The 20396-nt window shown below is 60.5% G+C and carries 16 protein-coding genes and 1 pseudogene; 6 read left to right on the forward strand and 11 right to left on the reverse strand.

What is annotated here, in order from left to right:
• Positions 1-183 precede the first annotated feature (183 nt).
• Positions 184-1248, reverse strand: coding sequence for a porin (locus tag AAHM38_RS11745; RefSeq protein ID WP_103518830.1), 1065 nt, complete (start codon positions 1246-1248; stop codon positions 184-186).
• Positions 1249-1545: 297 nt separating this feature from the next.
• Positions 1546-3090 (reverse strand): methyl-accepting chemotaxis protein, encoded by a 1545-nt coding sequence (locus AAHM38_RS11750; RefSeq protein WP_116576219.1) that lies wholly within the window; start codon positions 3088-3090, stop codon positions 1546-1548.
• Between the two features lie 381 nt (positions 3091-3471).
• Between AAHM38_RS11750 and AAHM38_RS11755 the strand changes: the two genes are divergently transcribed.
• From AAHM38_RS11755 to AAHM38_RS11765, 3 genes are all read left to right on the forward strand, one after another.
• On the forward strand, positions 3472-4338 hold the full coding sequence (locus tag AAHM38_RS11755; RefSeq protein ID WP_116576220.1) for a CHAD domain-containing protein: 867 nt from the start codon (positions 3472-3474) through the stop codon (positions 4336-4338).
• Between the two features lie 180 nt (positions 4339-4518).
• Complete coding sequence (locus tag AAHM38_RS11760; protein ID WP_009239880.1) at positions 4519-4968, forward strand: hypothetical protein; 450 nt, start codon at positions 4519-4521, stop codon at positions 4966-4968.
• Positions 4969-5407: 439 nt separating this feature from the next.
• Complete coding sequence (locus AAHM38_RS11765; protein ID WP_257019858.1) at positions 5408-5572, forward strand: hypothetical protein; 165 nt, start codon at positions 5408-5410, stop codon at positions 5570-5572.
• Positions 5573-5663: 91 nt separating this feature from the next.
• On the opposite strand, the gene AAHM38_RS11770 is transcribed toward AAHM38_RS11765, so the two are convergent.
• The 6 genes and pseudogenes from AAHM38_RS11770 to AAHM38_RS11800 all read right to left on the reverse strand — a co-directional run bounded on the left by AAHM38_RS11770 (position 5664) and on the right by AAHM38_RS11800 (position 14430).
• Complete coding sequence (locus AAHM38_RS11770; RefSeq protein WP_009239878.1) at positions 5664-6878, reverse strand: alkaline phosphatase family protein; 1215 nt, start codon at positions 6876-6878, stop codon at positions 5664-5666.
• Between the two features lie 3 nt (positions 6879-6881).
• On the reverse strand, positions 6882-8306 hold the full coding sequence (locus AAHM38_RS11775; RefSeq protein ID WP_009239877.1) for an alkaline phosphatase family protein: 1425 nt from the start codon (positions 8304-8306) through the stop codon (positions 6882-6884).
• 285 nt (positions 8307-8591) lie between these two features.
• A complete protein-coding gene (locus AAHM38_RS11780) occupies positions 8592-9122 on the reverse strand; it encodes a diguanylate cyclase domain-containing protein (RefSeq protein WP_310735601.1) in 531 nt (176 codons plus the stop codon).
• A 122-nt stretch (positions 9123-9244) separates the two neighbouring features.
• Positions 9245-10406 (reverse strand): annotated as a pseudogene (locus tag AAHM38_RS25680) (low temperature requirement protein A).
• A 35-nt stretch (positions 10407-10441) separates the two neighbouring features.
• Positions 10442-13132 (reverse strand): excinuclease ABC subunit UvrA, encoded by a 2691-nt coding sequence (locus tag AAHM38_RS11795; RefSeq protein ID WP_116576223.1) that lies wholly within the window; start codon positions 13130-13132, stop codon positions 10442-10444.
• A 614-nt stretch (positions 13133-13746) separates the two neighbouring features.
• Positions 13747-14430, reverse strand: coding sequence for a type 1 glutamine amidotransferase domain-containing protein (locus AAHM38_RS11800; RefSeq protein WP_004631575.1), 684 nt, complete (start codon positions 14428-14430; stop codon positions 13747-13749).
• Positions 14431-14611: 181 nt separating this feature from the next.
• On the opposite strand from AAHM38_RS11800, the gene AAHM38_RS11805 reads away from it, so the two are divergent.
• A complete protein-coding gene (locus tag AAHM38_RS11805) occupies positions 14612-15031 on the forward strand; it encodes a hypothetical protein (protein WP_257019859.1) in 420 nt (139 codons plus the stop codon).
• Positions 15032-15406: 375 nt separating this feature from the next.
• Here AAHM38_RS11805 and AAHM38_RS11810 read toward each other — a convergent pair whose 3' ends face one another.
• Positions 15407-16468, reverse strand: a complete 1062-nt coding sequence (locus AAHM38_RS11810; RefSeq protein WP_116576224.1) for an SDR family oxidoreductase — start codon at positions 16466-16468, stop codon at positions 15407-15409.
• A gap of 107 nt (positions 16469-16575) precedes the next feature.
• Between AAHM38_RS11810 and AAHM38_RS11815 the strand changes: the two genes are divergently transcribed.
• Entirely contained in the window at positions 16576-17481 is a 906-nt protein-coding gene (locus tag AAHM38_RS11815) for a LysR family transcriptional regulator (RefSeq protein ID WP_116576225.1), read from the forward strand.
• A gap of 117 nt (positions 17482-17598) precedes the next feature.
• Positions 17599-18552, forward strand: coding sequence for a chemotaxis protein (locus AAHM38_RS11820; protein ID WP_004635059.1), 954 nt, complete (start codon positions 17599-17601; stop codon positions 18550-18552).
• 54 nt (positions 18553-18606) lie between these two features.
• Here the strand turns inward: AAHM38_RS11820 and AAHM38_RS11825 are convergent, their stop codons facing one another.
• Both AAHM38_RS11825 and AAHM38_RS11830 read right to left on the reverse strand, forming a co-directional pair.
• Complete coding sequence (locus tag AAHM38_RS11825; protein WP_116576226.1) at positions 18607-19119, reverse strand: hypothetical protein; 513 nt, start codon at positions 19117-19119, stop codon at positions 18607-18609.
• 111 nt (positions 19120-19230) lie between these two features.
• A complete protein-coding gene (locus AAHM38_RS11830) occupies positions 19231-20355 on the reverse strand; it encodes a zinc-binding metallopeptidase family protein (protein WP_116576227.1) in 1125 nt (374 codons plus the stop codon).
• Positions 20356-20396: the final 41 nt, after the last annotated feature.

A 20396-nucleotide genomic window follows, 5' to 3' on the forward strand; every position in this document is an offset into this window, starting at 1 on the left:
GGATAGGTGTGGAGCAGCAGTCTCGCAGCGCATCTCGTTAAGAGTGTGGCGCCCGCCGCGTTCCAAAAAAAATGGCCGGCGAAAGCGCCGGCCAAACGTCCTTGAACCTGGTGACAAGTCAAGGTCGATATGATCTAGCGGCGACACGTCCCCGGACGCGTCGACCTGCCTTATTGGGCCGAATTAGAAGCGGTGTCGCACGCCAACCATCGCGCCAGTCTGGTTCTGACCCGGCAGCGTGTTAGCCGTGCCAGTCACGCCATAAGTTGCGTTTCCCTTGTTGTTCACATAGCCGATCAGCGCGTAGGCATCGGTACGCTTGGACAGCGCGTAGTCCGCGTTCAGCACGAACATCCAGGAGCTGTTGCTGTCGGTACGTGCGTTCGTATAGTAGGCAGCGCCCGTCAGAGTGAACGCAGGGGTAAGTTTGTAGAGCGCGCCGAGCCAGTAAAGATTGTCGTGGCGTGCACTGCCGGTCGTGACTTCATCGCGCAACCAGCGATAACCAGCAAACACCTTGGCATCGCCTACTGCATAAGACGCGCCAATGGCAGCGCGTTTGGCATCGAGTGCTGAGGTAGCAATGGTGCTGCCCTGGTACTGGTCATAGGCGACACCCACCGAAAGCGGACCATTTGCGTAAGCTACGCCTGCGCCATAGTTCTTGCCGACCTTGAAGCTGCCAGGGACTTCACCGCCGAGTCCGGAATTGCTGTCGCGCCCGAAGCTATAGAAACCCGTCGCAGTCAACCCGCCGAACTTACCCGTGTATTTGACAGCATTGTCGGCGCGGCCATTGAATTGGTTGTCCACCGAATTCAGCGAGTAGTTTGGTCCAACGGCCATCGGATCGTAAGCCGCGAACAGGTCGTACAGTGCGTTTTGCTGACGCCCCAGCGTGACGGCGCCGAAATCGCCCTGCAAGCCAACGTAGGCTTGGCGACCAAACAACCGACTACCCTGCGCAGATTTGCCGGTGTCGATGTCAAAGCCGCTTTCCAATACGAAAATGCCCTTCAGGTTATTCCCCAGATCTTCAGCGCCACGGATGCCCCAGCGCGACCCAGATAGTCCACCAGAGGTGAGCGCGGTGACCGAGCCGTTGCCGTTGGCGCCGCCGTTCACGTGGCTTTGATAGCTGACGCCCGCGTCAACAATGCCGTAAAGCGTGACATTCGACGACTGCGCAAATGCGGCGGCAGGGACGGTGCCGGCCGCGATTGTCACTGCGAGGAGAGTTTTTTTCACTGTTAGCCTTAATTGCTGTTTGACCGAAGGAATCTGCGATGGGGCCTGTCGTGACCCGCCTAATGAACGCGACCCCGAACGCTGACGCGAGATAATGCGTCAGTTATGTGACAGCAATAAGTAAACAATCCAGGCAAATAGCTCTTAAATATTTCTTTTTGAGAAACAATTGATCCGAGTATTGCGCCACTCGAAAGACAGGCTGCAGTGCGCTTGCCAGCATCAAGCCCTGTGCTCATCAACTTGATGGCCAGGTCATGCCATCCGCAGATTCCTGCATACCGCGTGGCCTGTTCGTCAGGCGCCCACCGCGCTGTCCCTGAGCTTAAAGACTGCAACCGCGCGGCGCAGTGAATCGGCCTGCTCGGCCATGGCATGCGCTGCAGCCGACGCCTCTTCCACCAATGCCGCATTCTGCTGGGTGACTTCTTCAATCTGGCCCACGGCAACGTTCACTTGATCGATACCGGTGCTTTGCTCGGCCGATGCAGCGGAAATCTCACCAACGATCTGCGTCACGCGATGCACCGAGGTGACGATGTCGTCGATGATGGTGCCGGCTTCGTGCACCAAACGCGCCCCCGCTTCCACACGCTCCGTGGATTGACTGATCAAGCCCTTGATTTCCTTGGCTGCCGAGGCGCTACGCTGCGCGAGCGTGCGCACCTCGCCTGCCACGACGGCAAAGCCCCGACCCTGCTCGCCGGCACGGGCCGCTTCAACCGCAGCGTTGAGGGCCAGGATATTGGTCTGGAAGGCAATGCTGTCGATGACACCAATGATCTCGCCCACCTTCGCAGAGCTTTCTGAGATGCCTTGCATGGTCTGCACAACTTCGTTCATGACCTTGCCGCCGCGTACTGCGGTGTCGGAAGCGTGACCCGCGAGCGACGAGGCCTGCACGGCGCTTTCCGAATTGCGTCGGACGGTTGAGGTCAGCTCCCCAATGTTCGCGGCGGTCTCTTCCAGCGACGCCGCCTGTTCTTCCGTACGCGACGAAAGATTCAAGTTGCCCGCAGCAATCTGTGAACTGGCAGCGGCAACGCCTTCGGCATTCCGACGCACTTCGCTCACCACGTTGGCAAGGTTGGTTTGCATCTGCTTGAGGGCGTGGAGCAATTGACCGATCTCGTCAGAGCCGCGTGAGTCAAACGGCTTGGCTAGATCGCCATGCGAAACCGCGCTGGCCACATCCGCCGCGCGGGCAAGTGGCTTCGTAATGGTGCGGCTGAATATGAAAGCGCCGGCCAGCCCCAGCCCGAATGCCACGAGCATCAGTGCGGAGCTGACGACCAATGCGGTGTGCGCGGCTTCAGCCGTTTTGGCTGATACGGCGATGCTTTCCTTCGCGATCTCTTGAGCTGCTTCATCCAGCAGGCGTGCTGGCTCGCGATCGACTCCGGCTACGACCTTGTCGCCAACGGTAGGGTCGAACGAGGCGGCGACGAACATATCGTGGCCCTTTCGGTAGCCGACGCCCATGGCGACATGCGCTGCGGCAAATTGCTTGATCAGGTCTCGACTCTTGCCAGGTGGAAGCGAATCCTGCAGCGCCTTTGCCTGATCAGAAACAGCCTGCTCACCTTTCAGGAAGGCCGCCCAATATTTGTCCAGCTTGACTGGGTCTTCACCACGCAGAAGCGTGTCCTTCCACTCCTGCACTTGCGTTTTGAAGGTAACGAGCATTTTCGTCACCGCCCGCTCATCGGCGACGCGGGCCTGCACGGTGGTGTTGTATTCAACGATGGAGTGGTTGAGCGAAGCGATTCCGTAGATTGCTCCGGAGAACATCAGCAGCAGCGCAATACCAAAGGCGAGGGGCAGTTTGATCGACAGTTTCATGATGACGGGTAAGACGAGTTCGGCGAGACCTGGTCCTCGCCTGGACGTCTTCTTATCGGCCAATCTGCGTGCCACTTAAGGTGAATTCTTGCAGTGCACTATTGCAGCGAAAATATGTGCGCCCTCTACCACCTCGCCGCGGTTGAAGCGCGACGCGCTAACGCCGAGTCCTCTATATTCACGGTTGATAGGTGTCAAGGCCAATGTCGAAGACTCGTCTACAGTGGCCTGATAGTCTGGTGGCCAACGTCCCCGGCTTGGCTCCTACCTCTCAATGGAGTGATGAGACTGCATGTGTGTGTCAGCAAGCCGCGCATCGATTCAATTGGGAGATTGGGCTGGTCGCTGCGAACGGTGCTCTGATCTCAACGGGCAATTCTGATGGTCAACTCCGCCGCATCATCTCCTTTGCACGCCGAGGCACCGGCCCTGTCGATGCTCTCTCGGCTGGCCACGCCTGAGATCGCAATCGTCGAGCACTGGGCACCAGAGTATCTACGGAGCAACGACCCTGAGATCGGTCATCGGCTCAGAGTCGCCATTCGTAGACTGCGGGCGCTTTTGTCGGCCTATCGGGACCTGCTTCCGAAGGCGCTGGCCGATGACTGGCGATGCAGGCTAGCGGATGTTGCGGCTCAAATTGGGCCGCCGAGGAACTGGGACATCATCGTCAACGTGCTGTTGCGCGCTGCCGTTCCGCCGAGCCAGCCTTCTGCCTTGATCTTGCTGGAGGCGTTGGAAGACATCAGGCAGCGCGCGCGCGCTGAGAGCCGCGTTGCATTCGAGGGCTTCGGGCCTGAGAGGCTGATGGCTGACTTTAGCGAAGCGATCGGCAAGGCAACGCAGGCGCAGCCAGAGACCAGCGAGACGCTCGGAAAGTTTGCGCATGCCAGTATTGCAGCGGCGTCCAGGCGGGTGAATCGAGCGCTTCGTCGCGCGTCGAATGGTGGCTTGCAGGAATTGCATCAGACGCGTATCCAAATCAAGCGACTGCGTTACCTGCTTGAGTTCTTCTCGCCCGTGTTGGGAAAGAAGGACATCAAACGAATTCGCCGACTGGAACAGCTTCAAGACGCTTTAGGAGAGCTGAACGACGTGGTTGTCGGGGCAACCTACATCTCCCAAGTCCCCGTCAGACCGGAGTATGCGACAGCCCACGAACTGTTTGTGCAATGGCTTAGAAAGGAGAAGAAGGCCCGACGTCGTGCTGCTATTGCCGCATTAGGGTGTCTTCCTTGCGAGCGCTGAGGTTCTACTTGGAGCGCCGGTCGGGGAGGTGCAGTCACTTATCCACAGAAGCAGTGGGCAAGATCCGGTCCGAGCTTTGTCAGGAGGTGTCGGGCCTCAGCCTGCTCGGTGTGTTCAAGTTTTTTGCCCGTCGGAAACTATATATACTGTTTCAGTACACATCAGAAAAGGGGACACCAGATGGAACTCGAAATGGCAAAGCAAGCGGCAGTGGCTGAGAACGCATCGTCCAGTGCGACAGCAAAGACTGGCCGAACCAAATCTGAAGCGAGCGCAGGCGCGCGAGCAACCAAACAAAGCTCGGCCAAGCCGGCGGCATTGCCAACCGGGCAAGAGAAGAACCAGAAGAAGACAAAGCGTGCTGCCAGTGTGGCTACCCCAGCGGGAGAGATGGCACCGGAGAAGCCGAAGAAAACCAAGGTTGTGCGGGACAGTTTCACGATGCCGGAAGCAGACTATCGAATGCTCGCCGAGATCAAGGAGAGGTGTCTCGCAGGTGGTAAGAAGGTCAAGAAGAGCGAACTCTTGCGCGCTGGAGTCAACCTATTGGCCGCGATGCCGGCGAATCGTCTGCTCGCCGTCGTAGCGAAACTAGAGTCTGTGAAGACGGGTCGACCAGCAAAGGATTGATGGTGCGGTATTCGCGCTGACGACGATCTGCCAATCAGCGCTTGTATGGACCGGCATACGCGAACTGGCCCCTTGCCCCCTGCAGGCGCGAACCTACAGCAGACCCCTGAACACCGGATCGGCAAAAAAAGCGCAGCCATCTTGGCTGCGCACGAGGAGGAGAAAAGGCCCGACCTATCTTTTTTCAACTAAGTCACATGAAAGCAATGACAAAAATGTCATTCATGTGATGTAAGTCTTCGACAATTGCCTTGCAGCCGTCGCCTGCCGACAATATCAAGACAGCGATGAATACCTTGGGGGCGCTGCAACGCAGCAGTGGGCAATTCAGCAGTTCAGCGGCTGCTCAATACAGGTGCTGGCCGTGCTCGGCTGGGGCTCCGGTTTCAGATACGCATACACATACACAGGGTTTATCTGCGCACCATGGGACGATGCCATGTCCTATCCGCAGATGCAGCGGCTCCATCGTGTGTCCGCCGATGTTGATTCGGCCGTTGCAGCGATCGCCGCAGGCATGCGCGAGGGTCGTGCGATTGCCGAGCGGTGCTTCCCGGCGTTCCTTGAGGGGGGGCAGACGGAGCCGCAGACGCCCCCCATCTGACAGCTTGGCGCATGCCCTCAGCCACCGAGGGCATCTCGCCGCAGCCTTTTTGGCCGGCCCGATGTCGATCGAGACGGCGTCGCGGGAAAGATCAGCGCGCGGCGCTGTACACGTCGCTGCCAAAGCCCTGCAGGCCGTTCATGCCGGCATAGCCAAGATGCGATAACCCGAAAACGTCCTCGATGCTCTTGAGCAGGGCATAGTGGTTGTAGGGCGTATTGCTGACCGTGCCCGGCTTGACGAAGGGGGAGAGCACCACCGCGCCGACGCGGCCACCGCCAGGGCCGGTCAGGCCCGGCGCGACCGAGTTTGGCCCGGTCGGCTCACCGCAGCAGGCCGAGGTGTCATTCGTATCCGCTTCGTCGAACGTGATGATCAGCAGGCCATCGGACTGGAACGCCGGTGAGTTGATGATCTGCGGCACCCAGGCCTGCAGGAACCGGTTGACCGCCGGCAGTCCGCCTGCGCTCTTGCCGTCCGCGCAGGTGGGCTCGTCGTGACCATCGTTGCACAGGTTTGGCACGATGAAGGAGAACGCGGGCGTGGTTGCAACGCTGTTCAGATCGGTGGCCAGCGAATCGAGCCGCACCACATGACTGTCGCAATACGACTGGTTGTCGATCACGGAGTGGAAATACATGAACGGGTTGTGGCGCGTCGCGTATCCGTCCGTCGCGATGGCGGACTGCGTGCCGTCCTTGCCATTGAGGGCGGGGTGGGAGCAGGTCGATCTGCCGTCGCGCGTCAGATCGTTGCCCATGTCTTCCATATAGCCGCGCCAAGCCAACCCTTTGGCATCCAGTTGGCTGGCGATCGTGCCGATGGCGGCAGGGTAGACACAGCCGGTTCCAGTCACCTGCCCGTTGGCATCGGGGCTCATGGTGCCCAACCAGTCGGTGTAGTACTGGCAGTCGGCTTGGGTCTGCGCATTGGGTGCCTGACCGCTGATCATGGTCAGGTAGTTATCGTTGCTGTTGTGGCCGGTACCGTAGTACTGAGTCAGCAACGCGCCTTGGCTCGTCAGCGTGTTTGCGAGGTAAGGCGCCTGGCTGCCAGAGCCGAAAGTCTGGGTATAGCCCTTGTTCTCCAGCACGATGACGAACACATGGCCGATCCGGCTTGCGGTTGGCGTCACCGGGGCCTGCGCGGGTGGCGAGACCGGAGCCGGCGACACTGCTGCCGAAGGCCCACCTGTCGAGTTGGCTGCATCGCTCGCGCCGCCGCAGCCCGTCAGCAGGCAGGCGAGGAAGGTTGCGAGGATGCCGCTGGTCAGCCAGTTCAATTGGGAAAGTCGCATGATGGCCATGGTTCAAGGAAGAGGAAAGCCCAACGAGGTGGCGATCGTGCGAAGGGAACTGATGCCAGGAACGCCGCTGATGCCGGGGACGCTGCCGGTGATGGAGCCGGAGCACACGCCCCCGAACGGACCTTGCGGGACAGAGTAAGCCGGCGCCGACAGGTTTGGCTGAGCGACGAAGTCGAGCGCGTAGGCGATCGAATTGGTGTCCGGCAGCCCGCCACGCGCGCCAAGGGCATTCAGCCCGAAGCGCCAGGTTAGCAACTGATGAATTGAACTCGGGTCGAGCGGCCAATGACTGACGTGCCGACGCTTGACCCGGGGCCCGATCAGCACCATCGGCACACGGAAGCCGAGGTAGCCGTCGTTGCCCAACTGTGTCTCTGCGGCAGACACCGGGCGCTTGAACGGCGGTACGTGGTCGAAGAAGCCGCCCCACTCGTCGTAGGTGATGATCAGCAGCGTTTTTTGCCAACCTGGACCATTACGCACGGCATCATAGATTTGATTGAGAAAGACCTGTCCGTTGCGGATATCCGAGTTCGGGTGATCGTCGGCCGATACGCCTTGCGGGTTCTCCCCGGTAAAGCGCGGATCGACGTATGAGAACGCAGGTAGGGTGCCGGCTGCGGCGTCCGTCAAAAACGTCGTGAACGGTTTGGAGTTCTTGAGATACTTGGCGCCAAACAGCGCCGTGAACGGCACGTCGCTGAAGTAATAGTTGGCCGACACGCCCTTCTCGGCAAAGCGATCGAAGATCGTCGGGAGCGAACAGGTTGCATTGGAGTTGTGCAGCCGGTCGGTCTCGCCACACATCAAGTAAAACCGGTTCGGATATGTCTCCGCCAAAACGCCGCAGTGGTAGCTGTCGCATACTGTCCAATCGCGGGCGGCGGATCCGAAGAAAGACAAATCCTCGGCCTGGTAGTAGCCGATGGGAAACAGATCGCCAGGCGTCTTGTTTGTGTCGGCCGTGAGCAACCATCCGTCCATCTTCCCGCCATTGAGCTGGGTGCGCGCTCCCTCGTAGCTGTGATCCGGATCGGCAAAGCCGCAGCCCTGGAAACCATACTTGGGATCAGTCGCAAGGCGGAACGAATTCTGCGGATTGCCAAAGGCATCGATGAACTGGAGTCCAGCCTGCTTTCCGTTAGCGCCGGGCAGCCAGCCCAGATAGTGGTCGAACGATCGGTTTTCCATCACCACCAGCACGACGTGGTCGATACCCGACTGCGCAGGAGCGGGCAGGACCGGTGGAACCAACTGTGCTGGCACGGGCGCGCTGCCCGTCGACGAGGCGCCACCTGAATCCCCCACGAGGCTGCCGTCGCCGCCCCCGCCACATGCAGACAAGCCGGCACTGGCGAGCGTTGCCGCCGCCGCACCAAGCAATCGGCGGCGCGTCTGGAAACGCACCGTTGAAATCTTCTGAGTCACGCAACATCTCCTGCTTGTTTATCGCCCTGAGGGCATCCCTAGAACGCGCGGACAGTAGCAGTGGTGCTCGGACCATCATGTGACAGGATCGCGAAGTAGAGTCGTGGCTCTTATTCAAACGGTCTGGATGCGGCGTGCGGTGCACACGTCGTCAAGACTGCTTCGAGATTAGTGCGGGTATGCAACGCCTGGCGGACGGGCGCGGGACAAAAATCTGGCAACGGCAGCGGAATCGCATTTGGAGGCGACCGAGTTGTCAGCTCACCCGCCATCACAGAGGAAACGCTAGTCGATGAACACAGTCCGGTTCTTGCCAGAGGTCTTCGCGCGAAACATCGCACTATCTGCGCGACGCATGATGGCGGGGATGTCGAGTGGGGCGTCTCGCGTGTCGGCTGAAAACAGGTAGACGCCGATGCTGGCCGACACAGAAACCGGATGCCCATCAACGGTTTGAATCGCATTCAGTACCGATTGGACTTCATCTGCAATGGCTTGCGCGTCTGTCTTGCTATAAAGGTTGCGCGCCAGAATCACGAACTCGTCGCCTCCCAAGCGGGAGAGCGTATCGCCCCGGCGCATCCGAGCTTGCAAGGCATGGGCAAAGCGTTGCAGCAGCAAGTCTCCTACTCCGTGCCCATATGCATCGTTGACTTGTTTGAACCCGTCCAATTCAATGAGCAACAGAGCCGTTCGGTACGCTTCCCCGTCTTGAGCAGAAAGGACGCGTGCGACGGCCTTCTCAAGGCTCTTGCGATTGCTCAGACCCGTCAAAGGGTCGGTAGAGGCTCGCTTCTCGAGCCTGTTGACCAGCACTGACAATTAGATCGAGGTTGCGGTAACCCCAACCGCCAGAAGTCCGGCCGTTTCGACTCGTTTTACTTCGACACAGATAACTTGGGACGCCATCCGCATTGCACCCGAACTTGCTGTGTCGCTCATGGCTGGTCTCCCGTGATAGCGCTGTTGCGTGGATGATCCTGACGCCCACGGGGGACGGTCAGGTATTTGAGACTGAGGAAAGCATAACAAATCACCGTAGCGGTCAGGCCAAGCAGGATGTAACTTGCTCTGGGCAATAGCAGGGCAAGCCCGGTCAACACAAACACGACCAGGGTGTTGACGACCAATTGGCGCCGCAACTCAGGACGCTCCATGAAATAGGCGTACTGCTTGCCAATGAAAAAGCAGACCGTGCCGATGACCAACAGTATCCGGAAATCGGATACCTGCATGTCGTCCAGGATCGCATGCCGGATCAGGCTCGCCAGGATCGACAGGCCGATGAAAACAAAAAGATGGGAATACGCGACCGAATGACCGGTCGCGAGCTTCTGTCTGGACAACAGGTGAAAACTGTCAAAGTAGACCCACCAGATGCTGGATATCGTCACGAAGCCGGTGGCGGCGGTCATCAGCCTCACCACAGTCCAGTTAATATTGGCCAGTCCCGCCGACAGGCTGATAACGGACTCTCCCAGTAAGATGAGCGTGAGCAGGCCCACACGCTCGATCAGGTGTTCGGTATGCACTGGGATACCCTGGAGATGTCGGGGCAAAAAAAAAGAGGAACGCAACCAGATCGAACAGTATTCCAAGGTAAAACACGACGTATCGCTGTGGCGCCGGGAACAGGATCGAAGCGAGGCTGATTGTGGCGCCAGCGAGGGTCACCCACCCAACTGCCGTTGTGAGATGCACGCTTTCCTTATGCCGTTGCTTCGATACGAAATACATCATGGCGATGATGTATTTCGAACAAGCGTAGCAGACGATGATGGCCTCAAAGCTGGTCAGGAATCGTTGGTCGATCAAGCCTGAGATGATAATCATCAGGAACATGATGAACAGGGTAGCGAGCCGATGCTTCCGGTCATCCGCGTCGAACCGGTTGGCATACATCGTGTGGCTGACCCAAATCCACCACAAGGGTATGAAAGCGAGGACGTATTGCCAGAACTGGGGTGGGTCAAGATGACCCTCGTGCGTGTGGTTCAGGATATTCGTTACGTCACCGATCGCCACCACAAAAATCAGGTCGAAGAACAACTCGAGCCAGGTGGCACGGCGATTGAGTTCGAAATATTTTGTGTTCTGCATTTTGGGCCTAACAAGTAATGCTAGCGCACCAATCTTCAGTGGTTGTTGAGGTACTGCCGCAGATACTCGACGGTGCGGCTTTCCTTCGCGCGCACGATCTCCACTGGTGTGCCGCTCGCCACGATCTTGCCGCCGGCGTCGCCGGCGCCCGGGCCGACGTCGATAACCCAGTCGCTCTGCGCGGCCACCCGCATGTCGTGTTCGACCACCACGACGGTATTGCCGGCATCCACGAGTCCCTGGAGTTGCACCATGAGCCGGTCCACGTCGGCGGGATGCAGGCCGGTGGTCGGCTCGTCGAGGATATACAGCGTGTCGGAGCGCTGCGCGCGTTGCAGTTCGGTGGCGAGTTTGATGCGCTGGGCTTCGCCGCCGGACAGTTCGGTGGCCGGCTGGCCGAGCCGCAGATAGCCCAGGCCGATGTCGCGCAGCACGTTCAACGCGCGCATCACGCTGGCTTCGTCGGCGAAGAAGTCGCAGGCGGCGTCGACGGTCAGGCGGAGCACCTCGGCGATGTTTTTATCGCGCCACGTGACTTCCAGCGTCTGCGCGTTGTAGCGCGTGCCGTGACATGTCGAGCAGGGCGCGTAGACGCTCGGTAGAAATAGCAGTTCGACGCTGACAAAGCCTTCGCCTTCACAAGTCGGGCAACGGCCTTGCGCCACGTTGAACGAAAAGCGGCCCGCGCTGTAGCGGCGCTTGCGGGCGAGCGGCGTGTCGGCGAACAGCTTGCGCACATGGTCGAACAGGCCCGTGTAAGTGGCAAGGTTGGAACGCGGCGTGCGGCCGATCGGTTTCTGATCGACGCGCACGAGTCGCCGCACGGTGTCCATCCCTTCGGTGATGCGGCCTCCGGTCGGCACGGCGGTGGCGGCGAACAACGGGTCCTGCTCGTCGTTGTCCGGGTTTTCGAAGGCGCGTCCAAGGTGGCTAGCGACCAGCTCGGGCAGTGCCTGGCTCACGAGGCTCGATTTGCCCGAGCCCGACACGCCTGTGACGGCAGTCAGACAGCCGAGCGGAAACGCGGCATCGAGCCCGAGCAGATTGTTGCGCGTGATGCCGGCGAGCCGCAGCCAGCCGGTAGGTTTACGCGGCATACGTTCGACTGGCGCCGGCGGCGCGAACAGATGCCGGCGCGTTTGCGACGCCTCCACCTTCGCGAGTCCGGCGGGCGGCCCGCTATAGACCACATAGCCGCCGGCCTCACCCGCTGCGGGGCCGACGTCGACCAGCCAGTCGGCGCGCCGCATCATCTGCAGATCGTGTTCGACGACAAACAGCGAATTGCCCGCCGCCTTCAATCCCTGCAGCGCGCTGAAGAGTGCTTCGCTATCGGCGGGATGCAGACCGGCTGATGGCTCATCGAGCACGTACACGACGCCGAACAACTGCGACGATAACTGCGTGGCGAGTCGCAGGCGCTGCGTTTCGCCGGATGACAGCGTGGGCGTGCTGCGCTCCAACGCGAGATAGCCCAGGCCCAGATCGACCAGCGTCGTCAGGCGCTCTAGAAGTTCGGCTGCGATACGCTGGGCAGCGACGCGCTTCTCCTCGGACAGGTTGGGCGTGCGCCTCACGTCGGGCGAGGCTTTGTGCGCGGAACCGCCTGCGGCGACCCGCTTTTCGACGGCATCGCGCATGGCGCTCCTGCTGAGCACGCTGCCTTTGGCGGCGTCTTTGACCGAATGGGCGGCATCCGGCTCGGGCCATTTTCCGCGCGCGATCGGTTCGAGCATCTCGGCAAGTCTGGCGAGCGGCAACTGAGCAAAATCGCCGATATCGAGCCCGGCGAACTTCACCGACAGCGCTTCCTTCTTGAGCCGCTTGCCATGGCAGGTCGGACAGACGCTGCCGACCATGAATTGCGACACGCGTTTTTTCATCAGCGCGCTTTGCGTGTTCGCGAACGTGTGCAGCACATAGCGGCGCGCACCGGAGAATGTCCCTTGATAGCTCGGTTCGTCCTTGCGCTTTAGCGCGGCGCGGGTTTCTTTCGGCGTGAGGCCGGCGTAGACGGGCACGGTCGGCTGTTCGTCGGTGAAGAGAATCCAGTCGCGGACTTTCTTCGGCAAATCGCGCCACGGTTTATCGACGTCGTAGCCGAGCGTCACCAGAATGTCGCGCAGATTTTGTCCGTGCCAGGCCGGCGGCCATGCAGCGACTGCGCGCTCTCGAATGGTCAGCGAGTCGTCCGGCACCATGGATTTTTCCGTAACCTCGTACACGCGGCCGAGTCCATGGCAAGTCGGGCAGGCGCCTTGCACCGTGTTTGGCGAGAAATCCTCGGCGAACAGCATGGGTTGCTTTGGCGGATAGTCGCCAGTGCGCGAATAGAGCATGCGCACGAGACTCGACAGCGTGGTCACGCTGCCAACCGACGAGCGCGCGCTCGGCGTGCCTCGCTGTTGCTGCAACGCGACCGCGGGCGGCAGGCCTTCGATCGCGTCCACTTCGGGCACGCCGACCTGTTCGATCAGGCGCCGGGCATACGGCGCGACCGATTCGAAATAGCGCCGCTGCGCTTCGGCGTACAACGTGCCAAATGCCAGCGACGATTTTCCCGATCCCGACACGCCGGTGAAGACGACTAGCGCATCACGCGGAATCTGCACGTCGATGTTTTTCAGATTGTGTTCGCGAGCGCCGCGCACGCACACGAAGCCGGTGAAAGCGGGTGCGTCGGATTGCGCCGGCGTCAAGCGACCCTTGTTGCGGATGGCGTCCATATCGATGACTAACGAATAAGCATGGCTCGGCGAATCGAGCGAAAACTAATGAAGGCGCTCGGCACAGGCTATTCGGGCTCGAAGGTTGTTGAGCAACGAGGGCGGGGATGGCCGCTGCGGCCGGCATTGTCGGGGCATCCTCACTGCTTCAATTAAACCCGAAGCGCCAGCATGACAGCGGCACATTTCCCCAGACAGCCGAGACTGTAAAGAGCCATCCCTAAAGATTCAAACATGATGTGCGAGACCAGCATGAGGATGCCTGCAACGAATTCCGCACCGTGTCATATCGAAGAGCATGTGTTCTTCAAGGGAAGATTGCATGACGCGGCTCCTCCATTCTTTTTAGACAATCAGGGGGACCAGCCAGGGCTGACGCGGACAGCAACAGAAAGCCCCATGACATGATCAAACGATCGTCGTTCGCGCTTCTACCAGCCAGCGACGCCGATTTTCTGAAAAGACTCCCTGTGCGATCAAAGCAAGGTGCTTGGTGCGCGCCGGTTCAGGTTCGGCTCGGGCGCATGTATCACGTCCTTCGATTGGTTTCGGGTTTCGGATCTGCTGGCCCACTCTCCTTTTGCATGACTCACTCCTTCAACTCCGGCGACGTATCAAGCCATGCTCAGCCTCGAGAGCAGCGCTTTTGCCGCTGCTTCCGACGAGGCGGGATTCTGTCCAGTAATCAGGCTTGCCGCGACGACCACATAGGATTGCCAATCCGGCCCCTTCGAATACTTGCCTCCATTCTTCTTCAACATGTCCTCGACGAGGAATGGCACCACTTCCGTAAGACCGACGGCCGCTTCTTCTGAATTGGCAAAGCCGGTTACGGGTTTATCGCGCACGAGCGGAGAGCCATCGGGCGCCTTTGCATGACGGAGCACACCGGGTGCATGGCAAACGGCGGCGACTGGCTTTCCTGCCGCATACATGGTTTCGATCAATGAGATCGACTGCGGATCTTCTGCCAGATCCCAGAGCGGTCCGTGTCCGCCGGGATAGAACAAGGCATCATAGTCCGCGGCCGAGACAGTTGAGAGCTTCGCTGTATTTGCCAGGGCCGCTTGCACTTCGTTATCGTTCTTGAAACGCCGGGTTGCTTCGGTTTGCGAATCCGGATCGTCGCTCTTGGGGTCGAGAGGCGGCTGGCCGCCTTTTGGCGAAGCGAGCGTCATCTCGACGCCTGCGTCCTTGAATACGAAATAAGGCGCGGCAAACTCTTCGAGCCAGAATCCGGTTTTCCGGCCCGTATCGCCGAGCTGGTCGTGTGAAGTCAGTACCACCAGAATCTTCATGACAACCTCGCGAGTCCGTTCAATTCACGTTGCAACGAGCCGAAGAGCGGTGTCGTCGACCCAAGTCATTCTGGCAGTATAGGCGGCTGTCAGGAGCGCTGAGGGTGTTGCCGGTTTTTGTGCTGTGTTCTTCCCCGCCCCTTGACCACGTCGGCATCGAACGGTCGGAGGTCGCCGGAACATGTCGATTCCAGTTCCGCCAGTATCGAATTCGCGCCAGTGCCAGCGTGCCCCACGGCGGACGTTGGACTGGGACCAGATTCGCGCGGAACTGACCGCGATGGGTAATTCGTTGACGCCGGTGAGTGTGGCAGAGGCGGCGCGGCGCCTCGATGTCGACGTGCGCCAGCTATATCAGAACGCCAACACGGAGGCTCGCATCCTGGCCGAGCGCTGGCGGCGACAGTTGCGGCGCCGCGGAGAACAGAGCCTGGACAATGCGCGAGAGGCTATTGATGTCGCATGTCAGGACATCGTTAGCCAAGGTAAAGCAATCAATCTTCGAGAGGTGAGGGAGCGTGTCCCTCAAGAGGTGCTCGGCAGCGTCAGGGGAGTCATCAGCTTGCTCCAGGACGCCAAAGGACGCATCGAAGCAGACTGAGCGCCTCCAAACCAAAGAAGAAGCCGGCCACGCGGCCGGCTTTTTTACGTCCATCATTCCCGCTGCGAGCGGGAAAAACTATTTAACTGAGCGCCGATTTTCGATACATGTGGCCCAGCGGGTAAACAACCATAACCTGTCCAGACAGCCACTTTATGCTTAACGGCACAAGTTTTGTTGTTCCTCAATAAATCATGAGATGGTGGGACGTACAGGATTTGAACCTGCCTGCCTGCGTCGGTAAACCGTCGCCGCTCGACCCATGAGCTACCGTCCCGCTTTCACTATATCGGCCCTTCCTGAGGAAACCCGAGTCGGGACATCCCCCTAGCCGGATCGGCCAGTGAATCCCGCTGGCCGAGGCATCCGGATGCTCTAGCCCGGAATGATTCTGCGCTGGCGCAAGTCGTCGAAGATGCGCATGAACATCGCTTCCGTCTCCACATATTCGTGAAAGCCGAAGCGGCGCGCCTTGGAGCCGTCGCCGAACATGTCGTAGTCCCACGAGAAGACGAAATCGGCAAAGCGCCACGAAGACACATCGCGGTAGGGCGTGTTCGCCAAACCATGCCTGGCGATCATGCTCTGCCATAGAGGCTCCTTGTCGGCCATGACGGTGTCAAGCGACAAGGCCAGCGGCGGGGCGACTTCCAGGTCAAAGTACCGCGCGATCTTCGGCCACATTTCGCTCCAGCGGAACAGGTCGCCGTTGTTGATGTTGAAGGCCTGGTTGGCGCAGCGTGGGTCGGAGGCGGCCCACACGGTGGCGCGGGCGAGCAGGCCGGCGTCAGTCATTTCCAGCAGATGGTCATATGCGCCGGGTTTCCCGGGAAAGCGCAGCGGCAGGCCCAGTTCTTTCGAGATCGACGCATACATGGCAATGGCCACAGCCAGGTTCATCGGGGTGCCGAGCGCAAAGCCGCCCACCACTGATGGGCGGATTGCCGACCATGTCCATGCCTTGCCCAACTGGCGCGCTTCCAGCAAGGTCTGCTGATCGAACATGAATTCGGGCGGCATGAAGTGCGCATCGGTTTCGCGCGCGGGCGTTTTGAACGGCCCGAGGTGACCGCCATAAACCTTGTAGCCCTGCATCACGCTGATGTGCGCGAGGTTGGGCGACGCGGCTTCGATGGCGTCGACCACGTTGGTCAGCATGGCGAGGTTGGGCGGCACCAGCTCGGCCCAGGTCGCACGGTCCTGATAGGCGGCGTAGAAAAGGTGGGTGACGCTGCCGAGTGCGCCGAGCTTGATGCGCGTGTCGGCCGCGTCGAGCAGGTCGACGGCGATGTGCTGGATGCGCTTTGTCGATGCTCCACCGCGACGCGACAGGCCCACGATGCGCCAGTCGCCCAATGTGGCGAGGTACTCGATCAGGTTGCGGCCGATCACGCCCTGCGCGCCCACGACGAGCGCGACTTTGTCCTGTGCAGTCATGTTGGAGTTGGGTTGAAGTACGAATCAGCAATGACCACCAGTATGAGAACGCTCGGATCTGTGCGATAGACTGCCTGCAAGAACAATATCTATGAATTGAAATCACAATGTCGCGGCTCGATGTCAATCGCTTTGGTGAGATGGAGGTCTTTGTTCAGGTCGTGGAGGAGGGCGGCTTCTCCGCCGCGGCGCGCGCGTGCCGGATGACACCGTCGGCAGTGAGCAAGCTGGTGGCGCGGCTGGAGGCTCGTCTGGCCGCGCGGCTGGTGAACCGATCCACGCGGCGCTTTCAACTCACGCCCGAGGGCACGGCGTTCTATGAGCGCAGCGTGACGGTGCTGGCCGATCTGGACGAGGCGGAGCGCGCGGCTTCCGCCGGTGCACAGCCCGCAGGGCGGTTGCGCATCAATTCAAATGTGCCAGTCGGCACGCACTTGCTGCTGCCGATCGTGCCGGCGTTTCTGGCGTGCCATCCGGAGGTGTCGCTCGACATTGCGCTTACGGATCGCGTGGTCGATCTGCTGGAAGATCGCACCGACGTTGCCCTGCGCAGCGGGCCGCTGAAAAGTTCGCGGCTGGTGGCGCGCAAGCTCGGGCAGACGCGCTTGATGGTGGTGGCGTCGCCGGCCTATCTGGCGCGCGCCGGCACGCCGCGCACGCCGGCTGATTTAGCGCGCCACAACTGCCTGACCTTCAGCTACGTACGTGCCGAAAACGCCTGGCCCTTTGCCAAGCGCGGTCGCCGCACCGAGTTCACGCCGCAGGGCAACACGCAGATCAGCGATGGCGAGGCGCTGCGGGCTGTGGCGGTGGCCGGCCTGGGGTTGGCGCGCCTGGCCGAGTTCCAGGTGCGCGCCGATCTTGAGGCAGGCCGCCTCGTCCCCGTCTTGGAGGACTACAACCCCGGCGAGACCGAAGACATCCATGCCGTCTATGTCGGCCAGGGAGCGCATCTGCCCGCGCGCGTGCGGGCGTTTCTCGATTTTCTGGTCGCGCACGTGAAGATTGCCTAGGCTTGCGATCCCCCTCCCTGGAAGGGCGTGGGCCTCACATTTTCAAAACGCCTTCAAGTTGCCAAACGCCGTGCCGTTTACCGCCACATAACGTGTGCATGAACGGGGGAAGACGCGATGTCACAGCATTCGCAGCACGAAGTCGATGAACGGACCAATCTGACGAACAACAACCGCTTTGAGCTGCTGCTGTTCCGCCTGGGCGAATCTGCGCGCTCCAATCAGCGTGAAATGTTCGGCATTAACGTGTTCAAGGTGCGGGAGATCATGGTCATGCCGCCTGTGACGCATGTGGCGGACGCCGGCGCCCATATCCTGGGTGCGGTCAATGTGCGCGGCCAGATCATTCCCGTGATCGACCTCGCCAGCGTGATCGGCACCAAGAACGGTAACGCCAACATCCTGCTGATTACCGAATACGCGCGCACCACCCAAGGTTTTGCGGTGGAAGAAGTGGACGAAATCGTGCGCCTGGAATGGAGCCAGATCTTCCCGGCCGAGGCGAGCGTGGGCAGCAGCAATATCACCAGCCTGGCGCGTCTGGATGGCAACGCCGACAACTCGCGTCTGGCGCAGGTGATCGACGTCGAACAGATTCTGGTGGATGTGTTCCCGACCCGTCGCACCGATCTGGCGCCCGACAATGACGAGCGCCCGATCAAGCTGCCGCCGGGTGCAAAGCTGCTGGTGGCGGATGACTCGGGCCTCGCGCGCTCGCTGATCGCCAACGGCCTGGAGGCGATGGGCACGCCGTACGTCATGACCAAGAGCGGCCAGGAAGCATGGGATACGCTGCAGAACATCGCACGCGATGCCGCCCGCGAAGGCAAGACCGTACGCGACAAGATTGCGCTGGTGCTGACCGATCTGGAAATGCCCGAGATGGACGGATTCACGCTCACCCGCAAGATCAAGACCGAGCCGGCGTTCCAGTCGATTCCGGTGGTGATTCACTCGTCGCTGTCGGGCTCGGCCAATGAAGACCACGTGCGCCGCGTCGGCGCCAACGGCTACGTGGCCAAGTTCGAAGCCAACGAGCTCGCGCAGGCTATTGCTTCTGCGCTGGGTTAAGCCCTGAGCCAGGCATGGGGCCGGGCGACGTGCAATGCGTCGCCGGGCTCTGTATTACTTGCGGCTGTGGTGGTCCCCGCCAAGCGGGTCGACGACGATCATGGTGCGATCGAGCACGCCGTTGTCGTCAAACAGGGCGTTGAAGTGCGCCTGCTGAGTCCCGGCGACGTACATCCGATATGACCACGCCTCCCGCTTCATCAGCGGGTAGTACTGTGTCGGCTCTTTCGGCGTTCCGAAGCGCTCGAGCACATCGCGTTTGGTCCACACACCCGGGCGCGCCTCGTAGATTTCCTTTTCCGTCAGCATTTGCCGATAGTTGGTGAGCTTGCCGTTGGCGTCAAAATCGGCGGCATACACCTCGTGCCCGAGCGGCTGCCTGGAGTAAATCCAGCGGTGCGTGCCATCCGCAAGCTGATAGGTCTCGGTGGGTGCGCCAAAGGTTTCTCGCACAGCACTTTCCGGCTGGCCGATCATCTTTTGCGCTGTCTGCACAGGGTTGAGCGAGGCACACGCGCAAAGGGCAAGTGCCGTCAGGCTGATCCATCTGCTGAGTCGTTTTGGCATGGCGTTCTCCGGGGGGATGCTGGGATTGACCTTACGGATGGTAAACCGCGCGGCCGCCCGAAATATTCCATCGATCCAAACTGGCGCCTGTGCCGCACAACATTGGTGCGATCAACGGGGTTTCTGGGCGGAGGCAGCGATGACGCGGTGCACGAAACGCAGCTTGTCGATCACGGGGGATGCCAGCGTGAACGGGTAGCCATCGGGCTGACCCAAGCTGCGGTTGAGGCTGTTGAGCACGTAGGTGAGCGGAAACCAGCGGCTCATCAGGTTGTTGAAGCTGGCTTCTTCCACTGGGGTCTGGTCGGTCAGTTCGGGCTCTTGTGGATGGTCGGGCAGCAATGCCAGGCCGTATGACACGGCGGTGTCCAGCGCGTCGACCATGTGCAGGTAGTGCGCCCAGGTTTCGGCCCAGTCTTCCCATGGGTGCATGGTGGCGTAGGCGCTGATGTAGTGCTGTGCCCAGTCCGCCGGCGGGCCATTGTCGTAATAGGTCTTGAGGGCGTCGGCATAGCTCGCGCGGTCATCGCCAAAGCGCTCGCGGAACGCGGCTTCCCACATCGGCTTGCCGGCAATCAGGCGGTCGAAGAAGTAATGCCCGGATTCGTGGCGGAAGTGGCCAAGCAGCGTGCGATAGGGCTCGCGCAGCTCGGTACGGGCTTTTTCGCGCGCGGCATCGTCGGCTTCGGCAATGTTGAGCGTGATGCGGCCGTGGTTGTGGCCGGTCATGACGGGCGCACTGTCTTCCTTGCTTGCGAGAAACGCGAACTTCAACCCCGTCTCGGGGTTCTCCTGCCGCGATTCCAGTGGCAGGCCCAGCTTCATGAGCGTATAGAGCAGTCGGCGCTTGGCCACCTCCATCTTGTACCAATAGAACCGGTTTTCCGGCACGTTAAGGTCGGGGATCGTTTCGGTGAACTGGCAGGCGCGACACAGCGTGTCGGGCGAATCGGCCGGGATCATCCAGTTGCAGACGTTTTCGACCGCGTAGTTGTGGCATTGGCGGTAGCGCTGGCCTTGTGCCTCGGGGTGAAGGCTGCGCCAGCGCTTGTCCGCGGCCTTTGCTGTCTCCAGCGTCTCCCCCGTCTCCGCTGTCTCAGTGGGCTCGTCGGCAGGTTCAAACGCGCTGATCTCGCCCACGTCAGGCAGGTAGCCGAGCAGGGCGTTGCAGCGCTCGCACAAGACGTTTTCAAAGAAGACGAGTTGCTGGCAACGGTTGCAGTGGAACGTTTTCATGGCGGTCCAAGAGCAGGGCAAGGGCTGGCTTTCGGGGTGCT

It is taken from the genome of Ralstonia sp. OTU4908, assembly GCF_038440115.1.
Classification (GTDB): domain Bacteria; phylum Pseudomonadota; class Gammaproteobacteria; order Burkholderiales; family Burkholderiaceae; genus Ralstonia; species Ralstonia pickettii.